Origin of the sequence: Bacillus sp. FSL K6-1284 (genome assembly GCF_038002625.1) — a bacterium.
In the GTDB taxonomy this organism is placed as follows: Bacteria; Bacillota; Bacilli; order Bacillales; family Bacillaceae; genus Bacillus; species Bacillus paralicheniformis.
The window spans coordinates 1,550,557-1,572,553 of sequence record NZ_JBBOCW010000001.1 but is presented as its reverse complement, the minus strand read 5'-3'; the positions used below and the strand labels follow the sequence as shown (position 1 = coordinate 1,572,553).

Annotated in this window: 23 protein-coding genes and 3 pseudogenes; 10 read left to right on the top strand and 16 right to left on the bottom strand. The window is 42.8% G+C overall.

What is annotated here, in order from left to right; genetic code table 11:
- Window positions 1-68 precede the first annotated feature (68 nt).
- Both MHB72_RS08165 and htpX read right to left on the bottom strand, forming a co-directional pair.
- The gene (locus tag MHB72_RS08165; protein ID WP_145652510.1) at window positions 69-1,418 is read right to left on the bottom strand and encodes a TrkH family potassium uptake protein; all 1,350 of its coding nucleotides are present in this window, start codon (window positions 1,416-1,418) and stop codon (window positions 69-71) included.
- 146 nt (window positions 1,419-1,564) lie between these two features.
- Complete coding sequence (gene htpX / locus MHB72_RS08160) at window positions 1,565-2,458, bottom strand: protease HtpX (protein ID WP_020451127.1); 894 nt, start codon at window positions 2,456-2,458, stop codon at window positions 1,565-1,567.
- A 141-nt stretch (window positions 2,459-2,599) separates the two neighbouring features.
- Between htpX and MHB72_RS08155 the strand changes: the two genes are divergently transcribed.
- Together MHB72_RS08155 and MHB72_RS08150 are read left to right on the top strand one after the other, a co-directional pair.
- Window positions 2,600-3,319 carry a DUF1836 domain-containing protein gene (locus MHB72_RS08155; RefSeq protein ID WP_216920439.1) on the top strand — a complete coding sequence of 240 codons (720 nt, stop codon included), beginning with the start codon at window positions 2,600-2,602 and terminating at the stop codon, window positions 3,317-3,319.
- Window positions 3,320-3,450: 131 nt separating this feature from the next.
- Window positions 3,451-3,648, top strand: a complete 198-nt coding sequence (locus MHB72_RS08150; RefSeq protein ID WP_020451125.1) for an alpha/beta-type small acid-soluble spore protein — start codon at window positions 3,451-3,453, stop codon at window positions 3,646-3,648.
- Between the two features lie 12 nt (window positions 3,649-3,660).
- Here MHB72_RS08150 and MHB72_RS08145 read toward each other — a convergent pair whose 3' ends face one another.
- The 4 genes from MHB72_RS08145 to MHB72_RS08130 all read right to left on the bottom strand — a co-directional run bounded on the left by MHB72_RS08145 (window position 3,661) and on the right by MHB72_RS08130 (window position 7,481).
- Window positions 3,661-4,749, bottom strand: coding sequence for an anti-sigma factor domain-containing protein (locus MHB72_RS08145; RefSeq protein WP_216920437.1), 1,089 nt, complete (start codon window positions 4,747-4,749; stop codon window positions 3,661-3,663).
- A complete protein-coding gene (gene sigI, locus MHB72_RS08140; RefSeq protein ID WP_020451123.1) occupies window positions 4,746-5,504 on the bottom strand; it encodes an RNA polymerase sigma factor SigI in 759 nt (252 codons plus the stop codon). The genes MHB72_RS08145 and sigI overlap by 4 nt, the downstream gene beginning before the upstream one ends.
- Window positions 5,505-5,799: 295 nt before the next feature.
- A complete protein-coding gene (locus MHB72_RS08135; RefSeq protein WP_020451122.1) occupies window positions 5,800-6,567 on the bottom strand; it encodes a TerC family protein in 768 nt (255 codons plus the stop codon).
- A gap of 272 nt (window positions 6,568-6,839) precedes the next feature.
- On the bottom strand, window positions 6,840-7,481 hold the full coding sequence (locus MHB72_RS08130; RefSeq protein ID WP_026579816.1) for a DedA family protein: 642 nt from the start codon (window positions 7,479-7,481) through the stop codon (window positions 6,840-6,842).
- Between the two features lie 288 nt (window positions 7,482-7,769).
- Here MHB72_RS08130 and MHB72_RS08125 point away from each other — a divergent pair, with 288 nt between their 5' ends.
- The 3 genes from MHB72_RS08125 to MHB72_RS08115 all read left to right on the top strand — a co-directional run bounded on the left by MHB72_RS08125 (window position 7,770) and on the right by MHB72_RS08115 (window position 12,297).
- On the top strand, window positions 7,770-9,422 hold the full coding sequence (locus tag MHB72_RS08125) for a diguanylate cyclase domain-containing protein (protein ID WP_023856782.1): 1,653 nt from the start codon (window positions 7,770-7,772) through the stop codon (window positions 9,420-9,422).
- A gap of 148 nt (window positions 9,423-9,570) precedes the next feature.
- A complete protein-coding gene (ku, locus tag MHB72_RS08120) occupies window positions 9,571-10,443 on the top strand; it encodes a non-homologous end joining protein Ku (RefSeq protein ID WP_026579818.1) in 873 nt (290 codons plus the stop codon).
- Between the two features lie 3 nt (window positions 10,444-10,446).
- Entirely contained in the window at window positions 10,447-12,297 is a 1,851-nt protein-coding gene (locus MHB72_RS08115; RefSeq protein WP_216920435.1) for a DNA ligase D, read from the top strand.
- 5 nt (window positions 12,298-12,302) lie between these two features.
- On the opposite strand, the gene MHB72_RS08110 is transcribed toward MHB72_RS08115, so the two are convergent.
- The 3 genes from MHB72_RS08110 to MHB72_RS08100 form a co-directional block, all read right to left on the bottom strand.
- Window positions 12,303-12,764, bottom strand: coding sequence for a MarR family winged helix-turn-helix transcriptional regulator (locus tag MHB72_RS08110; RefSeq protein WP_020451117.1), 462 nt, complete (start codon window positions 12,762-12,764; stop codon window positions 12,303-12,305).
- Between the two features lie 173 nt (window positions 12,765-12,937).
- A complete protein-coding gene (locus MHB72_RS08105) occupies window positions 12,938-13,117 on the bottom strand; it encodes a hypothetical protein (RefSeq protein WP_020451116.1) in 180 nt (59 codons plus the stop codon).
- 104 nt (window positions 13,118-13,221) lie between these two features.
- Window positions 13,222-13,377 (bottom strand): hypothetical protein, encoded by a 156-nt coding sequence (locus MHB72_RS08100; RefSeq protein ID WP_020451115.1) that lies wholly within the window; start codon window positions 13,375-13,377, stop codon window positions 13,222-13,224.
- A 191-nt stretch (window positions 13,378-13,568) separates the two neighbouring features.
- Between MHB72_RS08100 and MHB72_RS08095 the strand changes: the two genes are divergently transcribed.
- Window positions 13,569-13,901, top strand: a complete 333-nt coding sequence (locus tag MHB72_RS08095) for a MerR family transcriptional regulator (protein WP_020451114.1) — start codon at window positions 13,569-13,571, stop codon at window positions 13,899-13,901.
- A 149-nt stretch (window positions 13,902-14,050) separates the two neighbouring features.
- Here MHB72_RS08095 and MHB72_RS08090 read toward each other — a convergent pair.
- A pseudogene (locus MHB72_RS08090) lies at window positions 14,051-14,143 on the bottom strand (peptidoglycan-binding domain-containing protein); the annotation flags it as partial.
- 379 nt (window positions 14,144-14,522) lie between these two features.
- Window positions 14,523-15,644 (bottom strand): Rap family tetratricopeptide repeat protein, encoded by a 1,122-nt coding sequence (locus MHB72_RS08080; protein ID WP_340902273.1) that lies wholly within the window; start codon window positions 15,642-15,644, stop codon window positions 14,523-14,525.
- Between the two features lie 255 nt (window positions 15,645-15,899).
- Between MHB72_RS08080 and MHB72_RS08075 the strand changes: the two genes are divergently transcribed.
- The 4 genes from MHB72_RS08075 (at window position 15,900) to MHB72_RS08055 (ending at window position 20,011) form a co-directional block, all read left to right on the top strand.
- Window positions 15,900-17,423 (top strand): T7SS effector LXG polymorphic toxin, encoded by a 1,524-nt coding sequence (locus tag MHB72_RS08075; protein WP_016886587.1) that lies wholly within the window; start codon window positions 15,900-15,902, stop codon window positions 17,421-17,423.
- Between the two features lie 17 nt (window positions 17,424-17,440).
- Entirely contained in the window at window positions 17,441-17,776 is a 336-nt protein-coding gene (locus MHB72_RS08070) for a hypothetical protein (RefSeq protein WP_340902270.1), read from the top strand.
- A gap of 437 nt (window positions 17,777-18,213) precedes the next feature.
- A complete protein-coding gene (locus MHB72_RS08060; protein ID WP_268344886.1) occupies window positions 18,214-19,071 on the top strand; it encodes an SMI1/KNR4 family protein in 858 nt (285 codons plus the stop codon).
- A gap of 79 nt (window positions 19,072-19,150) precedes the next feature.
- Window positions 19,151-20,011, top strand: coding sequence for an HNH endonuclease (locus tag MHB72_RS08055; protein ID WP_268344885.1), 861 nt, complete (start codon window positions 19,151-19,153; stop codon window positions 20,009-20,011).
- A 118-nt stretch (window positions 20,012-20,129) separates the two neighbouring features.
- Here MHB72_RS08055 and MHB72_RS08050 read toward each other — a convergent pair whose 3' ends face one another.
- The 5 genes and pseudogenes from MHB72_RS08050 to MHB72_RS08030 form a co-directional block, all read right to left on the bottom strand.
- Window positions 20,130-20,276: a hypothetical protein gene (locus MHB72_RS08050; protein WP_268344884.1), complete on the bottom strand. Its 147-nt coding sequence runs from the start codon at window positions 20,274-20,276 to the stop codon at window positions 20,130-20,132.
- A gap of 7 nt (window positions 20,277-20,283) precedes the next feature.
- Window positions 20,284-20,553 (bottom strand): annotated as a pseudogene (locus MHB72_RS22875) (peptidoglycan-binding domain-containing protein); the annotation flags it as partial.
- Between the two features lie 48 nt (window positions 20,554-20,601).
- Window positions 20,602-21,363: pseudogene (locus tag MHB72_RS22870) on the bottom strand (peptidoglycan recognition protein family protein); the annotation flags it as partial.
- 51 nt (window positions 21,364-21,414) lie between these two features.
- A complete protein-coding gene (locus tag MHB72_RS08035) occupies window positions 21,415-21,678 on the bottom strand; it encodes a phage holin (protein WP_080624027.1) in 264 nt (87 codons plus the stop codon).
- A gap of 15 nt (window positions 21,679-21,693) precedes the next feature.
- Window positions 21,694-21,963 carry a hemolysin XhlA family protein gene (locus tag MHB72_RS08030; protein ID WP_017474918.1) on the bottom strand — a complete coding sequence of 90 codons (270 nt, stop codon included), beginning with the start codon at window positions 21,961-21,963 and terminating at the stop codon, window positions 21,694-21,696.
- Window positions 21,964-21,997 lie beyond the last annotated feature (34 nt).

The window sequence follows — 21,997 nt, the reverse complement described above, 5'->3', positions numbered from 1 at the left end:
TCATACAAATAAATACAGCGACCGACTTTATGATCATAAAAAAAGACAGTTTAACTAAACTGTCTTTCTTATCCGATAATTATTCTTTCCTTTGGATAATGGTAGTTCGCTTCGATTTCTTTTCTGCCGAATAAATAAAGCAGCGTGACAATGCCGATTCGGCCGATGAACATCAGAAGGATGATGACACTTTTGCCGATCGTGCTCAAATCTGAAGTAATGCCCATCGACAAGCCGGTCGTACCGAAGGCGGAACACACTTCAAACAGCAGTTCAAGCAAAGAATGTTTTTCCGTCATTGTCAAAATGAGTGTCGAGCCGAAAACGAGAATAACCGCCATCAGCGTCACAATCAATGACTTCATTAAGTCCGCCTGGTGCAGTTCACGTTTGAAAATCTTCACCGATTTATTTCCCCGCGCGAAGTGATACAGCGCCAACAGGTTTAAGGCAAAGGTCGTTGTCCGGATGCCCCCGCCGACAGAGCTTGGCGAAGCGCCGATGAACATGAGCATGCACATAAACAAAATGGTCGTATGCGTGAATTGGCTGATGTCGATCGTCGCGAGTCCGCCGCTCCTGGTCGTCGTCGACTGGAACAGCGAATAGAATATGACTTCGTGCCACGATTTTCCTGAAAAGGCAAAGCGCGCTTCCGTGGCGAATATGCCGATCGCGCCTCCAATCACTAAAAGGAAAAAAGTGACTGATGTCAGTTTGGTAAACAGGCTGAAAGTGAATTTGCGCTCTTTGCTGAGCAGAAAATCCTTTACCTCAATCAGCACCGGGAAGCCGATCGCACCCAAAATCAACAGCATGATGACGATAAACTGGACAAAATAATCGTGCTGAAACGGAATCAGCGAGTTGCCGGTAATATCAAAACCGGCATTGGTCGTTGCGCTGATACTCGTAAAAAACCCGTGTATAAAGGCTTCCCCAGGTGTATCAAAATACTTTAAAAAGTAAGTGCCGAGAATCAGCCCGCCAAACAGTTCGATCAGCAGGATCAAGCCGAGCACGTGCTTCATCAGCTTGACAAGGCCCGATAAGTTGGATTGATTTTGATCGGTCATAATCAGCCGGCGCTCTTTCAAACCGATCCGCTTGCCGAAAATCAGCCAGACGAATGTTCCGAGCGCCATCACACCGATCCCGCCAAACTGCAGAACAAACGCCAAAATCCAAATTCCCGCCGTGCTGAATGTATCAGCTGTATCAACAACCGTCAAACCGGTTACACTCACTGCGCTCACCGCAGTAAAAAGGGCATCGATAAATGACCATTCCACATCATTCTTGTGTGCAACGGGCAGACTCAATAATATAACGGAAACCGTCACCGCCAAAAAATAATAGAGCGCGATCAGCTGTACAGGAGACAGCACGCGCAGTAGTTTTCTCAATAAAACCTTCATAATCGTTCCTTCTTTTCAATATTCAAAAGTAGCTTCTTGTGTATAACGTGTTCCATTTTAAAGGAAACATGCTCTTATGTACAGCCGATTTTCGATTTTTAAATTTAAAAAGCAAACCCCCTTTTTCAAGGGGGTTTGCTTATTGATTATTTTGCTTCCAAACGGCGGATTCTGTCGCTTAAATCAGGGTGTGTTGAGAAAAGCGATGTGTGCTTTTTCCCGTTGATTTTCAAAGTGGCAACAGATGCCTGCTCTTCTTTGACTCTTGAAGTGTACTGCTCAAGCGAGCGGAGCGCGTGAATCATCTTGTCCTTGCCTGCAAGGTCTGCTCCTCCTCTATCCGCATGATATTCGCGGTGGCGGGAGTACGCAAACACGACAAGGCTTCCGAGAATGGAAAACACAATTTGGAATACGATGACCGCGATAAAGTGAACGATCGGCGCCAGCTCTTCACGGACAACGCGTGAAACAGCCCATGCCGCAATCCGGGCGAAGAAAACAACAAACGTGTTGACGATTCCCTGAAGGAGCGTCATCGTCACCATATCGCCGTTTGCGATATGCGCGACTTCGTGAGCAAGAACGCCTTCCACTGCGTCGTCATCCATTTCCTGAAGAAGACCCGTCGATACAGCGACAAGCGAGCGGTTTTTGGACGGCCCGGTCGCAAAGGCATTCACTTCGCGTGAATTGTAGATGCCGACTTCAGGCATCTTTGTCAGTCCGGCGGCGCGGGACAGCTTATATACCCGGTCAACGAGCTGCTGCTCTTCGTAGCTGAGCGTTTGCTTATCAGGATTCAGCACCTGAACGCCCATCGCCATTTTCGCCATCCATCTTGACATCAAAAGCGACATAAAGGAGCCGACAAAGCCGACAACCGCACTGAATACGAGAAGCGCAACAATATCGATGCCGCCGCCAGCCGTGAAATACGTGCCTACGCCTGTCAGCGAACCGATAATGGACAACACGATACCGATCGTCGTAATGACTAAAATGTTCGATAAAAGAAAGAGAAAGATTCTTTTTCCCATGATTACCTCCATGTTATAATAAGATCAAATGAACTCGTATAATAAAATTATACGGCATAGAATTGAAAATGCAAGTGATAAGACGTAAGATAATGTTTATATTGTTTGCTATTTCATTTTAATACATAATGAGGTGGAATGATGAAACCTTTTAAACTGACTCGCCTGGAAATGGCCAAACTGATGTACGCTTTAAAAGGGCAGCTGGATGTCAGTCCGCTTGCGATTCTTTTGAGATCGGCCGATTTGGCGCCCGATGAGCCGGAAGACAATTTGGACATCCCCGAATTCATTGTCCGGTACGAACGAAAAAAACCAAAAACGGAACACGGGCTTTCCACAAATGAAATTGTTGAACTTGGAAATTTGTGCGAACTGACATCCTTAAAATCGACAGCCATCCAAAACTGGATCAAACGCGATATAAAAGATTTGATGGGACATCCGGAACTCGGCAAAAAATATTCCATCGACCAAGCCGTCATCCTTCTCATTGTACGAGACTTAAAATCGGTTTATGACTTCGAAACGATCCGTCCGATCTTAACAACGGTTTTTAATACGATTACAGACCGCTCAGATGATGTGGTGAGTCCGCTGCGCTTTTATGAAGGGTACGCGCGGGTTCTCGATTATGTGTACCGGATCAAAGACTATACGCTGAATGAATCGGCGCTCGAAAAAATCGTCATCGAGCAGACTGGACAGCTCCGCGGTTTTTATCAAGATCTGGCCGATCCCGAATGGAACAAAGCGAGAGATATCACCGCTATCACGGTGCTATCCGTTATCGCTTCGCACATACAGGCGACCGCCCATTCCATGATTGACAGCGTCTTCTTAAAATATGATATGAAGTAATCGCCGCTGACCGGCGCGCCTGGCTACCTGAGCCAGGCGTTTTTTTACACCTTCAACAATTGCCAGCATAAAAAGCCTCAGTCCATTTCAAACTAAACAAGCAGTACCAATTGAAAAAGGAGTTGAGAATCATGGCAAGAACGAATAAACTCGTCGTTCCCGGGGCGGAGCAGGTTTTAGACCAGTTCAAATATGAAATCGCCCAGGAGTTCGGCGTCCAGCTCGGCTCGGACTCGGTCGCTCGCTCAAACGGGTCTGTAGGCGGGGAAATGACAAAACGACTTGTACAGCAGGCACAAGCTCAAATGAATGGGCATACTGACAAATAAATACGCTATGGTTTATTCGCCGGGCCCGCTCGGCGGATATTCTTGTTGATTTGTTTGGTCAGAAGGTTTTTTCTCCTTTTGGTAAGGAGTTTTAGGGCTCTCTTGATTTGTGCCGGAACCGCCTTTCTGCGTTCCTTCCTCCGACTGCTGACCGTCTTTGTCATTATGGTTATGTTCTTGAGGGTTTTCGGTATTAGGGGATTTTGACTCCTTTTCTTTTTCCATTTCTTGATCAGATTGAGAGTGATCTTGATCTGAAGGTTTTTCGCCGTCCGGATGATCTTCCGTATCTGATTCTTCATCATCTGTATGTTGTTCCGGCTGATCTTCTTCTTTCACAGCTTTCTCTTTTTCTCCTGTGTCTTCTCCCTGATTTTGATCATCTTTGTTATCTTCATTGTCATCATCTTTGTTTTTGTCTTCTAATTCATCTTTGTGGGAACGGATATAACGGCCTGTTGAGATGCCTTCTTTTTGTGCTTTTGCACGCGTATCCAGGTCTGATTCCACCGCTTCCATCTTATAGTTCTGCTGCTCGTATTTTTTCGCTACATGATCGATTTCGCTTTTTACCGTCGCCTTATATGTGTCATCTTTATTGTTTTCATATACGGTGGCGATAAGCACTTCTTTTGATTCGGTGACATAACCGCTCTTATCGCTGTCTTCGACAATTTCACTGATCACTTCTTTAAAGTCAGACTTTTCCCAATTTTCTATACTGCTCATTAAGTCCTTCCCATCCTCGTTCAGCGGCACCAAATCGATCACTTCACAGTTTTTGTTGAGTGTCAATTCAAAGCTTGGATTGATATCGATCGTCATATAGGCATATGCTTTATTGTTTAAAACATCAGGGATGATCATGAAAGCGAGCAGCATGATCGCCGCGATTGAAAAAACGCCTGCTTTCAGCGGACGGAGCGAAAGCAGATCAAAAAAGCCCGCACGCTTCCTCGACATTCTTGTCTCCGCGGGAAAAGCTATTTCCTGACCGATTTCATAATCTTCCTCTGTGCTCTTTGCTTTTAAAAATTGTCCGTCAGGGGTTAGCAATGTGACGAATTTTTTATTTTTTTCTACAATAATTCCTCTTCTCATGAATTGAGCACCCCTTTTAGATAATCTTTAAGATAAACATAATCGCCCGTTATAATGATCGCCATAGCAATGATATATTTGCGGTTTCTCTCTACGGTTTTTCTGCTGACAGCCACCAGCTTTTCAAGCTGTTTGACGGGAAGCTGCTTTTTTTCAAACAAGATCTTTTTTAACTCTTCATGTTCGACTAGCGTATATGCCACTTTGATGGCGTTTTGCCTTGCATCCGTATGTTTCGGCGAATGCTCCAGCAAATCGGAAAAAGACAGGCCAAAACTTTTAAGCCTTTCTTTAAAATGGAAAATCTCCTCCCGCCTCTGCTCCTGTTCGAGCATGCGGTTGAATTCATAAATGGAAAGCTCCGCTTCAATCATGCTTTGAGAGGATTCCTGTTCTTCTCCTTCTTGCATGTCCATATTGATATTCTGGGCATTTCTCGCTTCTTTTCTGATATAATCAATGACTTTGCGCTTAATGATCAGCTCTGCAAATGCCAGCAGAGAATTTCCTTTATCAGAAGAATATTTTTCAATGGCTTCATTGAATGCAATCAAGCCGATGCTGAATTCATCATCTTTTTCATCTATATATCGTTTGCACACGGATGAAACCGTTTTAGCCACAAAAGGCTTATACTGATGGATAAGCTCGTTTTGCAACTGCTGATTTCCTTTTTGTATGCTTATTACAGACTCTTCTAATGATTGTTGTTTCTTTTTTCCTGTCTTAAACAAAAGGCTAAGCACTGGTTTCACCTCAGTTCCTCCCTATACTACTCATTAATGATAGCTAATTTGATAGGGAATCGCAAAGGAGAAAACGCGGTATTCATTTCTAATTTTTCAATTGTGACAATGATTTGTTTGATCTCCTAGAACAATTCGTGATCTGTTTGACGATTAAGGGGGTTTTCCCGCCGTTTTTGTAACACGCCTGTTAATAAAATGAAATCTTATTTCGGTTGGACTAGGGCAATCATCCCTGGTGCTTCCCAGTGCGGGCAAACAAAAAAGACCGCCGGTGAAAGACCGGCAGTCTGGCGAAAGCTGTTTACTCCTCTGCAGCTTTATTCTCGTGTTTGTTCGGATTTGTCATAAACCATCCCCCGAGCGCAATAGCGATCAGCACCGCCCAGAAGATGAACTTCCAAGTACCTGAATGAATAAAATGTTCAGAGACGATGTTGATTTGCGGGTGTGCGAGCGTATAGAGCGTCAGTTTCACACCAACCCAGCCGACAATCAGAAAAGCAGCCGTTTCCAGGCTCGGACGTTTCTTTAACAAGTTCACAAATTGACTTGCAGCAAAACGCATAATAATCAGTCCGATAATCCCACCGGCTAAAATCACCATGAACTGTCCGCCGTCAAGTCCGCCGATTTGCGGCAGGTTCGTTGCCGGAAGTGTGACAGCCAGCGCAACCGCCGCCAAAATCGAGTCGACGGCAAACGCGATGTCCGCCAGCTCAACTTTGATAACCGTCGGCCAAAAACCGCTTTGCTTCGACTCTTTCACCTTTTCGTCCTTTTTGAAAACATGGGTTTTCAAAATATGGTGAATGGAGATGTAAAGCAGATAGACGGCGCCGATCGCCTGCACCTGCCAGACGTTGACAAGAAAAGAGATCGCAAACAAAGCGCCGAACCTCATCACAAACGCGCCGGCCAACCCGTAGAAGAGCGCTTTTTTTCTGTCTTTTTCAGGCAAGTGTTTAACCATGACCGCCATGACGAGGGCATTGTCCGCGGCCAAAATACCTTCCAGCCCGACTAGGATGAGAAGAACCCAACCATATTCAAGTAATAATGCTGCATCCATTTTATAATTCCTCCTAAGTGATTGTCTCTTTCTCTTATTCCCGCTAATGCAGCAGGGTATTTTCAGAAAACAAAAAAGACCTCTGCCAACATTAGGCAAAGGTCTTGCTAGACATGGTTATCATTGATTAAATCATGCCAACAAAGCCGATGGATGAACATCCATGAACTGACGACTTTGTTTCCGGTTTTAACATCCGGACGCTACTCCCCTTTGGGATAAAAGAAAATATTGAATTATAAGATAATATTAACCTCATATGCGCCCGGCTGTCAATCCTTATTTTTATTTAAAAAAGTTGAAACGCTTTGCGATTTGACTTTCTTCCGCCTGCCTTTCACCCAAAGGTAAAGAACGAACAAAACGATGAATCCGATGCCGACCGGAAGAAGGTATCCGTCCAATAGGCTGCCGACTTTGCTCCAGTTTTCGCCGAGGTAAAAGCCTAAATAGACATAGACGAACGTAATCGGCGTGATCGCAAGGAATGTATAAATACAAAACACCCACACGTTCATTCTAGCGAGTCCGCACGGAATGGAAATCAGCGTTCTGATGCCCGGTATAAACCGGCCGCTGAATGCGACAAACCCCCCGTGCTTTTCAAAAAACCTGTCCGATTTTTCGAGCGCTTCAGGCTTAATGAAGAAGTATTTGCCGTAGCGCTCCAAAAACGGCCGCCCCCCGTACCTCCCGAGCCAGTAAAGCGTCAGCGGACCTGCGACACCTCCCAGTGAACCTGCGGCAACGACCCCGATCAGCAACATATCGCCTTGATACACCCAGTAGCCGGCAAGCGGCAGAACGATTTCAGCCGGCACGAATTCGATGCACAGCGCCAGAAAAATCCCTAAATACGAGAGGCTCTTAAACGCCTCAGCCAATGATAAAATAAACTCCTCGATATCGACCACAACCTTTGACGATTGATAATTTCAAGTTCCAAAGAACGTACAAAAACGATTTTAACACAATTCAGGAAAATTGAAGAGCAAAATGGGAAGTCCTCCTTAGAAAGAGCAGAAGGATATCATTTTTTATTGGCGAATTTCATTATATATAGTATAATTCACGAATTATACCGGATGTAGCGCTATTGCCGCTTTTTTATGTCAACGGTTAAGAGTACGGCAGTCTGGCCTTTCATAATACAGTATAGAAATTCAGATTTTTCATCATAGTACAAAAAGGCGGAGAAGAAAGTGACAGAAGTTTTTGGTGAATATAATGGATGGTTCGTTCTTTTATCCTATATCACTGCGGTTTTGGCAGCATACACAGCCCTTGATTTATCGGAACGGGTCGTCCATACAAAGGGCAGGAAAAATATCGGATGGCTTTTGGCCGGATCCCTCACGATGGGGCTTGGTATCTGGTCTATGCACTTTATCGGGATGCTGTCATTTCAGACAGCCGAAGAAATGAAATACGATTTGAGATTCGTCTTGCTTTCGATTGTTGCCGCTTTCGCAGGCTCGCTCATTTCATTTTATGTTGTGAATGGAAAAGAACCGACGAATGCAAGACTGGCGGCGGGCTCCCTTGCAATGGGAAGTGCGATCGCATCCATGCATTTTCTCGGGATGGAGGCGATGGAGAATATGACAATCGTCTATCATCCCGTTCTTTATGCCGCCTCTTTTGCAATCGCCATTTTCGCCTCCTTCGCTGCCTTAAAACTGTCAGTGGTATTCGCCAAAAAAACCGGCTCCTTTCGGATCTTGTTCATTAAAATCGGAAGCGCGCTTTTAATGGGCGGCGCCATTTCCGGCATGCACTATACAGGAATGGCAGCAGCTACGCTTTTCATGACTGACGGCCGTGATACAGGCCGCGAAGGAATCGATGCAATTGAACTGGGCATTATGATCGTACTTGTCAGCCTGATGCTTCAATGCTTCTTGATTTTCGGCGCCTTCACTGACAAGCGTCTGCTGTTTCATATCGAGAAAATCAAAGATAATGAGGAACGGTTCCAGTCCTTAATTAACCACAACATTGATCCGATCTACGTGTTTTCGCTTGAAGGCAAAATGCTTTCCGCCAATTCATCGGGATACAGCCTTCTTGAAAAAATGGGAGTTGAGCCTGAGCGCCTGTCTTCGTTTTTTCGACAGGAGGATCATGACAGACTGCTCAACTGGTTTCTTCAGGTCCAAAATGAAAAACAGGCCCTCAACCGCGACACGGAAATCGAAATAGCTGAAAAGCGTTTTGATGTAAATGTGACGCTGATACCGGTGTACGTCAGAAAGCAGCTTGACAGCATTTATGTCATTTGTAAAGATATGACAAACCAGCGTGAAGCAGAACGCAAAATCCATAGAATGGCTCACTATGACGCGTTGACAGATTTGCCAAACAGACGGTATGCAGTCGACCATCTCGCAAATGCTCTGGAGCGGCAGAAGACGGGGACGGCCGTATTGTTTTTGGATTTAAACCGTTTCAAAGTGTTTAATGACGCCCTTGGCCACGACGTCGGAGATCTGCTGCTGGTGGCAGCAGCACAGCGTTTGGCGCATTGTGTGCCTGATGAAGGCTTCATCGCCCGGTTAGGCGGTGACGAATTTATCATTGTCGCCCCTTTACATGGAACCGATCAGCTGACCAGGCAATTGATCAGTCAGTTTGAAACGCCTTTTCACATTAAAGAGCACCGCCTCAAAACATCCGTCAGCATCGGAATCGCCGTTTCCCCGGCCGATGGAACAGACGGTGATGAGCTGATGAGAAAAGCCGACATGGCCATGTACGCCGCGAAGCACAAAAGCAAAAGCAGATATCAATATTTTTCTTCTTCTCTCGCCAGAAAGAACAGACCGTCTTTGCAGGAGGAACCCGAGCCGAACTAAGCGCTTTCCCCAAGCAAATCACTGTATCGCCGCAAGCATCCGGGCCGAAGCCTGGATGCTTTTTTTTCGCGCTGTTATCCATAAGTTGCTATTCATGAAACAATCTGCAGAGAGGCATCAATAAAAGAAAAGGAGTTGAACCGAACCGATGCATACGATGTGGAAAGGCTCAATCAGCTTCGGCCTTGTCAATATCCCCATTAAACTGTTCGCAGCGACAGAGGATAAGGATATTAAATTAAGGTCGCTTCATAAAGAATGCCGCGCCCCGATTCAGTATGAGAAAAAGTGCACAAACTGCCACCAGGAAATCGCGCCCGACGACATCGTCAAAGGCTACGAATATGTTAAAGGCAAATACGTCGTCTTATCGGACGATGAGCTGAAACAGCTCAAAGAAGAGCAGGAAGACAAAGCTGTCGAAATTGTTGATTTTGTCCAGCTAAAGGAAATCGACCCCATCTATTTCAACCGTTCATATTTCGTCGGACCGGGAGATAACGGTGTAAAAGCGTACTCACTTTTGCGCGAAGCGCTCAGAAAAACAGAAAAGATCGGAATCGCCCATATGACCATCCGCTCCAAAAAACAGCTCGCCATTCTTCGCGTCTACGAGAACTGCATTTTAATGGAGTCTATCCACTACCCTGATGAAGTCCGAAACGCGGCCCACGTACCCGGTGTTCCGGAGGAAACCGCGGTCAACGAAAAAGAGCTGCAAACCGCGATTTCACTAATAGACGAGCTGACGACGACATTTGCGCCTGAACAATATGAAGATACGTACAGACTTGCGCTGATGGATAAAATCAAAGAGAAAATCGATCATAATGAGGGTGTCACACCAAATGCCGGAGCCGCCGCTCCGCGCGAGGATGTCATCGATCTCGTGAGCGCTCTCCAAGCCAGCATCGAACGGACAAAAGCGCCTGACCGGGAAGCGGCAAAAACGCCTGTTGCAAAAGGAACCGGGGAAAAAAAGAAAAAAACGTCGCGCAAAAAAGCTTCAGAGGCAAAATAAAAAATGGGAATTACGATGCAACCCGTGTTGACCACATCCGCTCCTTCAGGCGGCAATTGGCGGTATGAAGCCAAGTATGACGGGTATCGGGGGATTTTAAAAATTTCTGCGGCCGGCGACGTTTCGCTCATCAGCAGAAACGCGCAGCCGCTCGAAAACACATTTCCGGAAATTACGGAATTTGCAAAAAGCATGATCGAAAATCTCAAAGAACACTTGCCGATTACGATTGACGGGGAAATTGTGTCGTTGACAAACCGTTTTCGTTCCCGGTTTGAATACGTCCAAAAAAGAGGGTTAAGCAAAAAGGCCGAGTTGATTGAACAAGCTGCCGCGAAGAAACCGTGTCAGTACCTCGTTTTTGATTTACTGGTCTTTAAAGGAGAAAGTTTAACCTCACTCCCCTATACCGAACGAAAACGCGTGCTTTCCGACCTGATGAAAGAACTCGGCTTGCCGATGGCTCCCGATCCGATGGCTCACGCACGAATTCAATACATCCCTGACACTTCAGATTTCCATGCTCTATGGAATGCTGTTAAAAGGTTTGACGGCGAGGGAATTGTTGCGAAGAAAAAAGACAGCCGCTGGGCTGAAAATAAAAAAACAGCCGAATGGCTCAAGCTCAAAAACTACAAAAAAGCAGCTGTATTTATGACAGGCTACAACATGGCAAACCGTTATTTGACAATCGCCGTCTATGACCGCGGTCAAATCAAAGAAGTCGGTTCGGTTTCCCACGGACTCGGAGAACAGGAAAGAAACGCCATTCTTTCAATCGTCAAGCAGTACGGAACCGAAACAAAGCCCGGCGAATATACCATAGATCCGTCGATTTGCATGACGGTCCATTATTTAACGATTCATTACGGGACATTGCGCGAGGTGTCGTTTGTTTCTTTTGAATTTGACATGGCTTGGGAAGATTGTACTTACAAGCGCCTGCTGCTTCATTCAAGAAACGTCCACCCCGATTTGCAGCTGACAAGCCTTGATAAAGTCATCTTTCCTAAAAGCAATAAAACAAAAGCGGATTACATTGGATATCTGAATGAAATCGGCGATTTTCTGCTTCCGTTTCTCGACAATCGGGCGCTTACCGTTATCCGTTATCCGCACGGTTCCGGCGGAGAATCTTTTTTTCAAAAAAACAAGCCCGACTACGCACCCGAATTTATCACGACCATTCGGGATGACGAGCACGAGCATATCATCTGCAGCGATTATTCAGTCCTGCTGTGGCTTGCCAATCAGCTTGCGCTGGAGTTCCATATCCCTTTTCAAACAGCGGATACGACCCGTCCGACCGAAATCGTTTTCGATCTCGATCCGCCTTCAAGGTCGGAGTTTCCACAGGCCGTCAGAGCCGCGAATGAATTGCACCGTTTATTTGAACAGCTTGGCCTCTTGTCTTTTCCAAAGCTGTCGGGAAATAAAGGGATACAAATCTATATTCCGATTTCAAAAAACGCCTTTACTTATGAAGAAACCCGCCTTTTCACAAGCTTTGCGGCTTCTTATTGCGTCTCACTTTTTCCCGATCTGTTCACAACCGAACGCCTGATTAAAAACAGGGGCGGAAAACTCTATATTGATTATGTGCAGCACGCTCCGGGAAAAACGATCATCTGCCCGTATTCCACAAGAGGCAATGAGATTGGCACAGTGGCCGCACCACTGTTTTGGGATGAAGTCCATTCAGACTTGGCACCCTCAAATTTTACGATGGAGGCTGTCATCAAACGCACAAAGGAGCTCGGATGCCCTTTCGAAAGCTTCTTCAGACAGCCCCAAGACAAACAGATCAAAGCTATTCTCGATCACTTAAAAGAAATTGACCGTTCGGAAAATTGACTTTTTCAGCGAAACAATAGGTGCTGGCTGTGGATTCCGGCTTTTTTTAAAAGGGCCATCAGCTGCTCCTGTTCCTCTTTTGTCAAGCCTGAAAAAGCCCGCGCAATTCTCAGGGAGTGGATCGGATAAATCTCATCGAGATATGCCTTTCCCTTCTCTGTCAAATTCGCATAGACAGACCGTTTATCTTTCGGGTCCTGCTCTCGTTTGATGAAACCGTTTTTTTCCAATTTGTCGATCACATAGGTTACGTTTCCGCTTACAAGGAGCAGCCTCGAGCCGATTTGCTGCAGCTTTTGGGCTCCCCTCGTATACAAAAGCTCCAATACAGCAAATTCTGTAGGATTAAAGCCGTGTTCCTTGCTGTCCCGAATACTATGTTCTGAAACGCTTTTAAAAGCCCTGGCAAAAACCTTGTACAGCGACATAGCACGGTGAACTTCTTCCTCATTAAACGAAAGTCTCATATCATCTACCTCTTATACTATTTTCTTAAAATGAACCCGGGAAATGAAAACCCTTACAAATGTAGAAAAAGAAAGGGTCATGCTTTTCCCATATTCTATAAGTATATATTTTCGTTATTCGAAAGAAAACTCCTGCTTATTTTTTTTAAGATATTAAAAAGAAGCCCGTTTTTTCAAAATGGCCGATTTTGAACACGGGCTTTATTTTTCCGGAAAAAATAAAAATATTCTTTTCTGAGCTCCGTAATCGTCATCCTCTGCAAAACATCCTGATTATACTCACCGAGTGAGCTCAGTTTTTTTGAGTAATGGTTTCTTTCCTTTTCCAAAGCGTTTTTTAACAACCTGCTCATGATCTTCTCCTTTCATTTTCGTGTGTTGTAATATAAGAATAGACCTTATTTATTAACCAGGCTTTAAGGCCGTGTAAAGTTTGCTTTCACTCCCGCTTCCGGATTTAAGAGGACTTTTGATAAAAGCCGTTCTGCACTGCCCTCAGCAGCGGAAACGCATCCTTTCCGGCAAGATTCATTAATGTCTCGAGCAATTCGTCTCTTTTAATGTCTAAAGCAACGATTTCTTTGGCGAGTGAGACCGCTTTGTGTTCCTTCATCCAATGATTCCCCCTCATCAGTCTGTATCTACAGCATACAAAACACTTTTACCCCTTGCATGGTTCCTGTAAACTTTTCTTCCGCGATTTTTTTAAAAGTTTTTCAACAATGTTAGATTTTCTAACAAACGTCAGGTTTTTTCGCGCGTTTTCTTATATAATACAAAAAAAGTCATCTTAGGGGTGGGAAAATGACAGTCGAAGATCTTTCTTATAAAGATAAAAAAGTGATTTCTATTGGCATTGTCAGCGAGCTGACGGGTTTGTCGGTCAGGCAGATCCGCTATTACGAAGAACGCAAGCTGATCTATCCGCAGCGCTCTTCAAGAGGCACGCGCAAGTATTCCTTTGCTGACGTCGAACGGCTGATGGAAATCGCAAACAAGCGGGAAGACGGTGTTCAGACGGCAGAAATCCTCAAAGATATGCGCAAAAAAGAACAGAGACTGAAAAACGACCAGCAGCTCAGAAAGAAAATGCTCGAAGGACAGCTTAACGCTCATTTTAAATACAAAAACCGCTAAAAAAACGAATCATACCCTCCGTTTCATACCCTTTAAATCACCCGGAATTCGTCATGATCTCAACCAGATTTATTTCTTGGTTTATTCGGTGATTAAATCTCAGGCAATCAGAAAAGATACTATAAAGAAGGTCAAAAAGTGGTCAAAGATTAATTTAAGAGGTCATTCAACTTTGCCCGCGTCTTCGGCCCGTAAATACCATTGGCGGTCAAACCGTTCATCACCTAGAATCGTTTGACCGCAACAAAGTCGCGGACTGGAAATCGGGGAGACTGCTCAAATAGAGGGCCATATCCATTACATAAATCAGATCCGCAAGATGTTTCTTGTCGTGGATTCAAAAGGAGACACGACTCTTATTAAATTTGAGGCTATTGTTGGGGTGGAATTGAAATAAGCCCTTCGGAAAATGTGAAGGGCTTTTCTTCTTTTACCATTGATATGATGAAATGTGTACTGAATGTATATCAAATTAATTATTCATTCAATAGTTAATTAATGTTTATTTGTTATTAGGATGCTAACCTCTCCGAAACTTTATAAGAAGCATTTTCAGCTTGGATGTATGAGGAACCAATCACGCCAACTGCACTTAATAAAAGAACAGCACAAATCAATACCTTAGATTTCATCTACAATCCCACTCCTTTGAATTTGTCTTCTTCCGTCGTATGCAATTCGGTAGAACTCACAGGCATCCCGAACTTTTTCTTTACCCTCTAAAACTTCTGCAGCGATGACACCGTAGTCTTCCATATCAGCATACAGACCATTGTCTTTGAAGAACTTAAAGGACTCCCTAATCAAGTCTACATCATGAATCAAGTAAAGCCCCTTTAGCATTTCAAGTTTTGCGAGATCGTATGAGTTGCTATTTTTTTCAGCCAAGTCTCGTCCCTCAAAATAAAGGTTATCGACTGCGCTCCATTCAGCCTGCTTTGCTTTAACGTGGGCAAGGTTAAACAAAGTTTTCGGTATAAAACTGTGATTCCCCTCTTTATATACTTCCAGGGCTTTTTGGAGATGATTGGATGACTTTTCAAGTTCTTCAAGCTGATTATAACATATTCCAAGATTCAAATGCGATGAGCCAATTAAATGATCAGCACCAAGATCATTTGATTCCTCAAGCGCTTTATGTAAATTGATTAATGCTTTTTCTGGATACATTTTGTCAATTAGATTCCCCGTTAAAATGAACTGGCATTGGACTCTACGTTCTCCGTATGTATCGTATTTTTTGTATATATTATACGCACGGGTAGCATAGTTCATGGAAAAGAACGTTTGTTTCATATGGTAATACACTTCTGATGCTTTGAAATAAAATTCGGCCCTCTCCAATTCATCGCACTCAAAAGAATCAAGTTGTCTCTCAGCATTTCTATAAAAATTCAGCGCAAGTATCAATTCCTTTTGTCTGAAATGATACATCCCTGCAAAGAATTGATAATAATACTCCAACATCCCTTCTAGATTATTCTGATCCCTAATTTTCTTAAATTCATCAAAGCGTGCATCTAAATTCCCACCTGGATCAGAGTACATATAATCAAACTGAAGATTATGCCGGAACTTCAATAAATTATAATAGACAAGCACGTCTTGATTCTCTTCCATTTGATCTATTTCTTTTTCAACTTCTTTTCTAGTATCTTCTGCCTGACCAGGCCAATTGTTTTTTAAGGCGGTGTACCAAAAATTCATTTTTGTCGCAACCAAATCATAAGGTATGACGCTCACATATCCTCTTCCTTTCTCTCAAGATTGTAATTTTTCAGAAAAATCAATCAAAGTTATTTCCTTTTTCTTCATGGTAATCATTTTACAGAAAACATCAATTCTTGACAACAACAATCTAACGACACTATCTTTTGGGTTTTTTGACCTAATCATTATGATTCATTTTCAGAGATCCACAGGATTTTTTCCCCAATTGGTTTCCGTATAGTGGTAAACTTTATACTGATTTAACGAAAAGGATTAGAGGAGAATGCCATGAAGACGCTGGATGTTCAAGCGCTGCACAATGCAATTGATCAAACGCTCGAACAATTAAAACAACAATCAGACGAATTCGCCAAAGTCAAAAAGGCCGTTGAAGGGATCACATCACTTGATGATGCTTTAAAAGGAAAAGGCGGCGACGCGATCCGCGCCTTTTACGAGGAATGTCACACCCCTTTTCTACAGTTCTATGATGCTTTCATAGAGGAATACAGTTCCACGCTGAAGAAAATGAAAAGCGCGCTAAATTCTCTGGAACCCAACCATAACGGATTTATTTCACAGTCCTTTCTCGAACACGAGTTGGAGAATGGCTTAAATGCCGCTGATCGAACAACAAAAAATTTGGTTTCTAAGACCAACGCCACGATCGCAAAAGTCAGTCATATCGTTGATTTACCGGATTTGAATGATAGCGGTTTTCATGAGCAAAATCAGAAAGCGTTAAAGGAAATCAGCACAACACTTGAAAAGCTGCATGCTTTTGACCGCGAGCAAACCAACGCCCTCAAAACGGCTGAAAACGACCTTGAGACGATGCAGAGATACATGGCGCGGCTCGAAAAGATGTATACCGGCCCTAAAATTGAAATCACCGGTTATCAAAAAGGCGCGATTTTAAAGCCGGATGAGATGGATACCTTGAGTGGAAATCAAGAAACAGCGATGGGTGCCATGCTGAAAAAAGTCGGAGACAAAGAAGATGCGGACGTAAACACTCTCGCCGATCCAGATCGATTAAAAAAATTGGCGACACAAAAGGTTTCCAAGAAAGAGTACACCCAAGAGGAATTGAATGAACTGAAAAAAGATTATAGAGTATTTAACGATACGCTTTACCGGGCATACATAGATGGTGATACAATCGTCAAGATAGAACCCGCCTACACCCTTCCAGAGAATGTGGAAAAAAGCGACTTTGCTAAATATTTCGATACAGCGATGGAATTTACAGGTGTGTATGATGCAGTAAGAGCAGCGTTTGGATACGACCTTGCGACAGGCGAAATCGTTAAAGATAATGGTGATCGTTTGATGGCCGGATTGAGTGTCACACCTTTCGGAAAGGCATTTAAGTACGGAAAGCGCGGCTTCAAGTTATTTAAAGGTGAAGAAGCTGGAAAGAAAGTTGCGAAGGTAGATAAAACCCCTTCCTACGGCAAACAATCCGTTCCAAAAGGTCCGTACCGTGAAGTAAATGGTTTCCCTGCAAAAGTTAAACCAGGAGCTCAAGAAAAACATATTCCTGGAACACCAAATTATAAACAAGAAATTGCAAATGGCAGAACCAAGAGTATCTTCTATGGGGATAATAAAAAAGCTCAAGAGTTGCTTGATAAATATGCTGGCACGGGAGAATTCCCAAGGAAGGGAAGGGAAGTTGTTGACTTCGGCCAAAAAATAGGTAAAGCATATGACATGAAAACTGGTAAATATATTGAAACTACCAGGGGAACAATACATTATTCAAAAGACGGTGCTCATATAGTTCCTGCAAAACCATTAGAACCATAAGAAAAGGATTGATACTCATGGAATATAACTCTTTAATAAAAACATTAGATGAATATGGTGGTAAAGAACTGCGATTAGAATGGAAAAATGGATTAAAAATTATCGGAAATCCAGACACACTTTACGAAACAGATAATGGATTAGAAGATGACGATATCAATTACACAGAATATTATGCAGTTGCGTTTAGAGTGAATAACATTATATCCCACCCTATTAATAACGAAGGCAGTGTATATGATTGGTTAAGGCAAGGGGAAAGCTCCTTGGTTGAAATCTCCCTTTATGATGATCCTCCAAATAAAATTTTAGTAGATGGTCAGACAGTATGGGAATTGGACAGTAACGAATAACAGTTAGCCCTCTTTTTATAGAGGGCCTTTTTATATTACTTCAACAACGCTTCAAGTTTCGCCTTCGTTTTGGCCCGCAAATTCCATCGGCAGACAGCCCGTGCATCAGCTGGCGTTTGACCGCAATAAAGTCGCGGACCTGGAATCGTGGAGACCGTTCAAATAGAGGGTCATATTCATTACATAAATCAGCAACAGAAAACTTTCCATGTCGTGGATTCAAAGGAGACACCAATTTCATTAAATTTGAGGATGTCGTAGGGATTGAACAGATCTAACTTTTTCCTGTAATGTGGCATGACATTAAAGTCTCTTTAGCTCATAATCAATATATGGCATATATACCAAATAATGATGTTTCTTCTAATAAGTCCTTTTAGGTTTGCCCCATTGCATTTATAATGATATTGATAGCGAATGATGAGGAGGTATCTAGCTTGAAAGATTTTTGGATGTACGAGGATGAGGATCCATACACTTTGAAGAAAGTAACAGAGAAAGATATTCTGAAAGCTGAAAAAAAGTTAGGTGTAATACTCCCTAAGGAGTATAAAGAGCTTATTCTTCAACAAAATGGAGGATACATCAATTATAATGCTTTCCCTACTGATCGGCCTACTTCCTGGGCAAAGGATCATATCGAATTTGACTATTTATTAGGCTTAGGGAAAAAAGAAGGAATTCTTGAAAGCCAGTATTTAATTAAAGAATGGGGATTGCCTGACAACCTTATTCTAATTCATGGGGATGGCCACACTTGGGTTGCTTTAGACTATAGAAATACAAAAGAAAATCCACCTGTTCATTACTTTGATTCAGAGCTACAAGAAAATTTTAGATTAGCAGATTCATTCGGGGAATTTCTCTCTAAACTATACACAGATGATTCGGTTGATATTGATGACATTGAAAACTTACAGGGAATTAATCCTGAAGACTATAAACTTTCGTATATCACACCTGATCATCCAGATGCAATTACAAAAGAAGAAGCTGAAAACATTCTAAATAAAAATATAGATATAGAGCTGCACAGGATTACTTTATACCCTATTCAAAGTTTTGAAGATCTGAAATGGCTGCTTACCAAAATAAAAGAAAGTTCGGCAAAAGCCAATCGTGCAACTGCAATGGAACTAGCCAGTGCTTTAGAAACAATTATTTCTTACCATGTAGATTTAACATTTGATAATGAAGAAACAAGTCTATTGGTTAAGGAAATCGTTGCTACGCTTGAGAAACTGAATGACTCAGTTCTAGATATACTCCTTTCACAAATAAAAGATTTTTTTTAAAAAACAACATTCGTGTTGTTTTTTTCTATTTTTATAGTATTATGGTTATGTTACCAAATAATACTATAAAGGAGTTATTATGAAGAAAACGAGACAATTTTTATGTGCCGTTGTCCCCCTTCTGCTTTTTGTTTCATTTATTTTACCGGAATTCGCTAAAGCTGAATCCCCTCATCAGGCCTACTCCACAGAACAAACATCACAGACTTCAAACGAAGACACTTCCTTTCCTGAAGATGAGGAATACAATAACTACGTAGAGTCGACATATGAAGATTATTCTGACTTTGAGGAATCTAAGTATTATGAGGGATGGGAAGAATACCCTGTATACCAAGGTGAACTTGAAGACGATATCACAGATGAAGAGTTAGAAACAGTTTCTGATGACATTTTTCATGATGAAAACAATGAAATTATTAAAACAGAACATTCACCAATTCCAGACGACATAGGAAAAAATGAAAACATTGCTCAAGTTCAATATGTATGGCTGATCCCTCCCGCAACTGCGATCGTTTCAAGGATTGGCGGTAAACTTTTTGTTAAACAATATTTGAAAAAGACAACCAAAAACATAAGAGTTAAAAACGGAAAATTGGCCAATAAGAAACACCCTAAAACCGGTATATTTTTCAACCCAAAGGGCTTTCCAGTCTTCAATCCAAAGTACACTTATAAGCTTCCGCAACTATTAATTAAATCAAGCAACAAAACTCAATTTAAATACGCAAATGAATCTTTAAGAATTGCAATTAGGTCACCGAAACACGCTAAAAAATTTAATTCAGCACAAAGAGGAGATATTATGATGGGCAAGACACCTAGAGGTTATGTTTGGCATCATCACCAAGATACTGGAAAGCTTCAGCTAGTAAATAAAACTATCCATCAAAAAACCGGACATACTGGTGGAAAATCTATATGGGGAAAACTCTAATAAAAACCAGCCCTTTTCTAACGGGCTGGTTTTTTTGAGTCAAAATGATTCCAATTTCGCTTTAGTGTTCGGTCCGTAAATACCTTCGGTAGAAAACCCGTACATCAGCTGAAACCGTTTAAGGACAGGGCTTTTTCAAAAGGGTTTTTAATGTTTCAGAAATGCAAAGTTGCATTTCATCTTTTGTTGGCAAGCTGTCTATTTTTTTAGTTCGCTCTTCAATAACAACTATATTTTCATCAATTTCTTGGATTTTTTTCAGCATTTCTTCATCACTTCAATAGAGCTTCAAGTTTCGCCTTCGTTTTAGGACCGTAAATTCCATCAGCAGACAGCCCGTTCATAAGCTGGAACCGTTTGACTGCGTTCGCCGTTTTCGGCCCGTAATAACCATCTATGCCGTTATTCTTCGCTCCTTTGTCTGGATAGAAATAGAGGGCAGCTAGAGCCTCTTGAATCTGTCGGACGCCTGTCCCTTTCATCAGTGGGCTTTTTACCTTATAGATGCCAGACGGCAGCGGGTAGGATGATTTTTTACTGCTTGAGGACGACTTTTTCTTTTTCGCTTCAATACCTGCGAGTGCCTTTTCTGTAGCCGGTCCGTAAATTCCATCCACCGCGATACCCGCTTTCTTTTGCAGAGCTTTGACGGCCTGCACCGTCTCATTGCCATACGAGCCATCGGCCCCATACTTCGGTAGAGAGAAACTAGCGGCAATCAAACGTTTCTGCAGCGACTTGACCTTGGAACCGGACGACCCTTTTTTCAGGATAGTCCCTGTGGATTTGCTTGACTGGCTCGTGGGTGATGTTGTCTTTGACACAGTTTTATTTCCAAGCAGAGCATCAACTTTTTTCCTGAATGCCGCCAACTGGCTGGAATCGCTCACCCACGGTGCCGGGCAAATTTTGTTTGTTACATCGTAATGGCGGACGATTTTGTTAGTAGAAAGACCGTAACGCTTGCACAGGTCGGCAACCAATTCAGCGGCATTCTGAACCGTTTCACTGTGAATCCTGCCGTCTTTTTCGACACACATTTCAACGCTGATTGACTTTGTGTTGGCGTTCGGTTTAAGAAAACTCACATAACAGCGGTTTTTATCATGTGCATGGTACGCGACTTCATTTTCAGGAATGATGTGCTGCGCTTCTTTACGGTCCACAAAATAATGAGCTGAAGCTTTGCGTTTAATGGCTATACATGTGCCATTGAAGTAATCCCTCTCATTCAATGCAGAAGCGCCCGGCGTCGCCGTATAGTGCATAACAATCCCTTTCACTCCCGCCAACTTCAGCCCTGGCCGGGTATATTGATTGACTTTCACAAAGTTTTTCACGACTTTAACCATTTGAACCCCTCCTATTTTGTTTTAAATAAAAAAGGCTGCCAGACGGCAACCTCATTTTGTTAATCCTTTTTGTTTTAACACTTCTTTTTGCTGTTTACCTTTACCGGTGACATAGTTGTTTTTAAACCAAGCGACCAACGTCGTGACGATTGTAAAAATCGTAGAGCAAGTTAAATACAAAGCGTCGGCCAGCGTATTGACCTGGTCCTCACTGATCGGCAAAGCTGCCTTTCCAAACATGATCAATGTCTGGTTTACCAATGCAATAAAAAGAAGCACCGTCCGGACTACCGTGCCTTTATCAAAGTTTTTCATATTGTGTTTTCCTCCTTATTTCTGCAGTAGATTATAAAAAACAGCGATTGCGCCGCCGATGATGCCGGTGCTAACCGCTGTAATGATCGCGCCGGTGATGCTGCGCTTGATCCAAGTTGTGTTTTCCTCGATCTTGTTCAGTTTTTCATTAATTGAAATGATCTGCTGATCATGTCGGTCAGTCGTTCTTTCGAGGGTAGTGATCCGCTGATCTTGTGTTTTTTGATCTGCTTTGATCTCCGCGATTTCTTTCTGTAAAACATCATACTCATTCGGTTGCGTCATGTCCCCTAATCCTCCTGTTCTCACATCGTTTTCA

What these genes read in the sequence shown, in the direction of transcription:
- MHB72_RS08030 (WP_017474918.1), bottom strand. Translation starts at nt 21,963, where the DNA reads ATGACGCAACCGAATGAGTATGATGTTTTACAGAAAGAAATCGCGGAG.
- MHB72_RS08070 (WP_340902270.1), top strand. Translation starts at nt 17,441, where the DNA reads ATGGAATATAACTCTTTAATAAAAACATTAGATGAATATGGTGGTAAA.
- MHB72_RS08100 (WP_020451115.1), bottom strand. Translation starts at nt 13,377, where the DNA reads ATGAAGGAACACAAAGCGGTCTCACTCGCCAAAGAAATCGTTGCTTTA.
- MHB72_RS08105 (WP_020451116.1), bottom strand. Translation starts at nt 13,117, where the DNA reads ATGAGCAGGTTGTTAAAAAACGCTTTGGAAAAGGAAAGAAACCATTAC.
- MHB72_RS08075 (WP_016886587.1), top strand. Translation starts at nt 15,900, where the DNA reads ATGAAGACGCTGGATGTTCAAGCGCTGCACAATGCAATTGATCAAACG.
- MHB72_RS08135 (WP_020451122.1), bottom strand. Translation starts at nt 6,567, where the DNA reads ATGGATGCAGCATTATTACTTGAATATGGTTGGGTTCTTCTCATCCTA.
- htpX (WP_020451127.1), bottom strand. Translation starts at nt 2,458, where the DNA reads ATGGGAAAAAGAATCTTTCTCTTTCTTTTATCGAACATTTTAGTCATT.
- MHB72_RS08110 (WP_020451117.1), bottom strand. Translation starts at nt 12,764, where the DNA reads ATGAGACTTTCGTTTAATGAGGAAGAAGTTCACCGTGCTATGTCGCTG.
- MHB72_RS08050 (WP_268344884.1), bottom strand. Translation starts at nt 20,276, where the DNA reads ATGCTGAAAAAAATCCAAGAAATTGATGAAAATATAGTTGTTATTGAA.
- MHB72_RS08115 (WP_216920435.1), top strand. Translation starts at nt 10,447, where the DNA reads ATGGGAATTACGATGCAACCCGTGTTGACCACATCCGCTCCTTCAGGC.
- MHB72_RS08155 (WP_216920439.1), top strand. Translation starts at nt 2,600, where the DNA reads ATGAAACCTTTTAAACTGACTCGCCTGGAAATGGCCAAACTGATGTAC.
- ku (WP_026579818.1), top strand. Translation starts at nt 9,571, where the DNA reads ATGCATACGATGTGGAAAGGCTCAATCAGCTTCGGCCTTGTCAATATC.
- MHB72_RS08055 (WP_268344885.1), top strand. Translation starts at nt 19,151, where the DNA reads ATGAAGAAAACGAGACAATTTTTATGTGCCGTTGTCCCCCTTCTGCTT.
- MHB72_RS08035 (WP_080624027.1), bottom strand. Translation starts at nt 21,678, where the DNA reads ATGAAAAACTTTGATAAAGGCACGGTAGTCCGGACGGTGCTTCTTTTT.
- MHB72_RS08145 (WP_216920437.1), bottom strand. Translation starts at nt 4,749, where the DNA reads ATGAGAAGAGGAATTATTGTAGAAAAAAATAAAAAATTCGTCACATTG.
- MHB72_RS08150 (WP_020451125.1), top strand. Translation starts at nt 3,451, where the DNA reads ATGGCAAGAACGAATAAACTCGTCGTTCCCGGGGCGGAGCAGGTTTTA.
- MHB72_RS08095 (WP_020451114.1), top strand. Translation starts at nt 13,569, where the DNA reads ATGACAGTCGAAGATCTTTCTTATAAAGATAAAAAAGTGATTTCTATT.
- MHB72_RS08165 (WP_145652510.1), bottom strand. Translation starts at nt 1,418, where the DNA reads ATGAAGGTTTTATTGAGAAAACTACTGCGCGTGCTGTCTCCTGTACAG.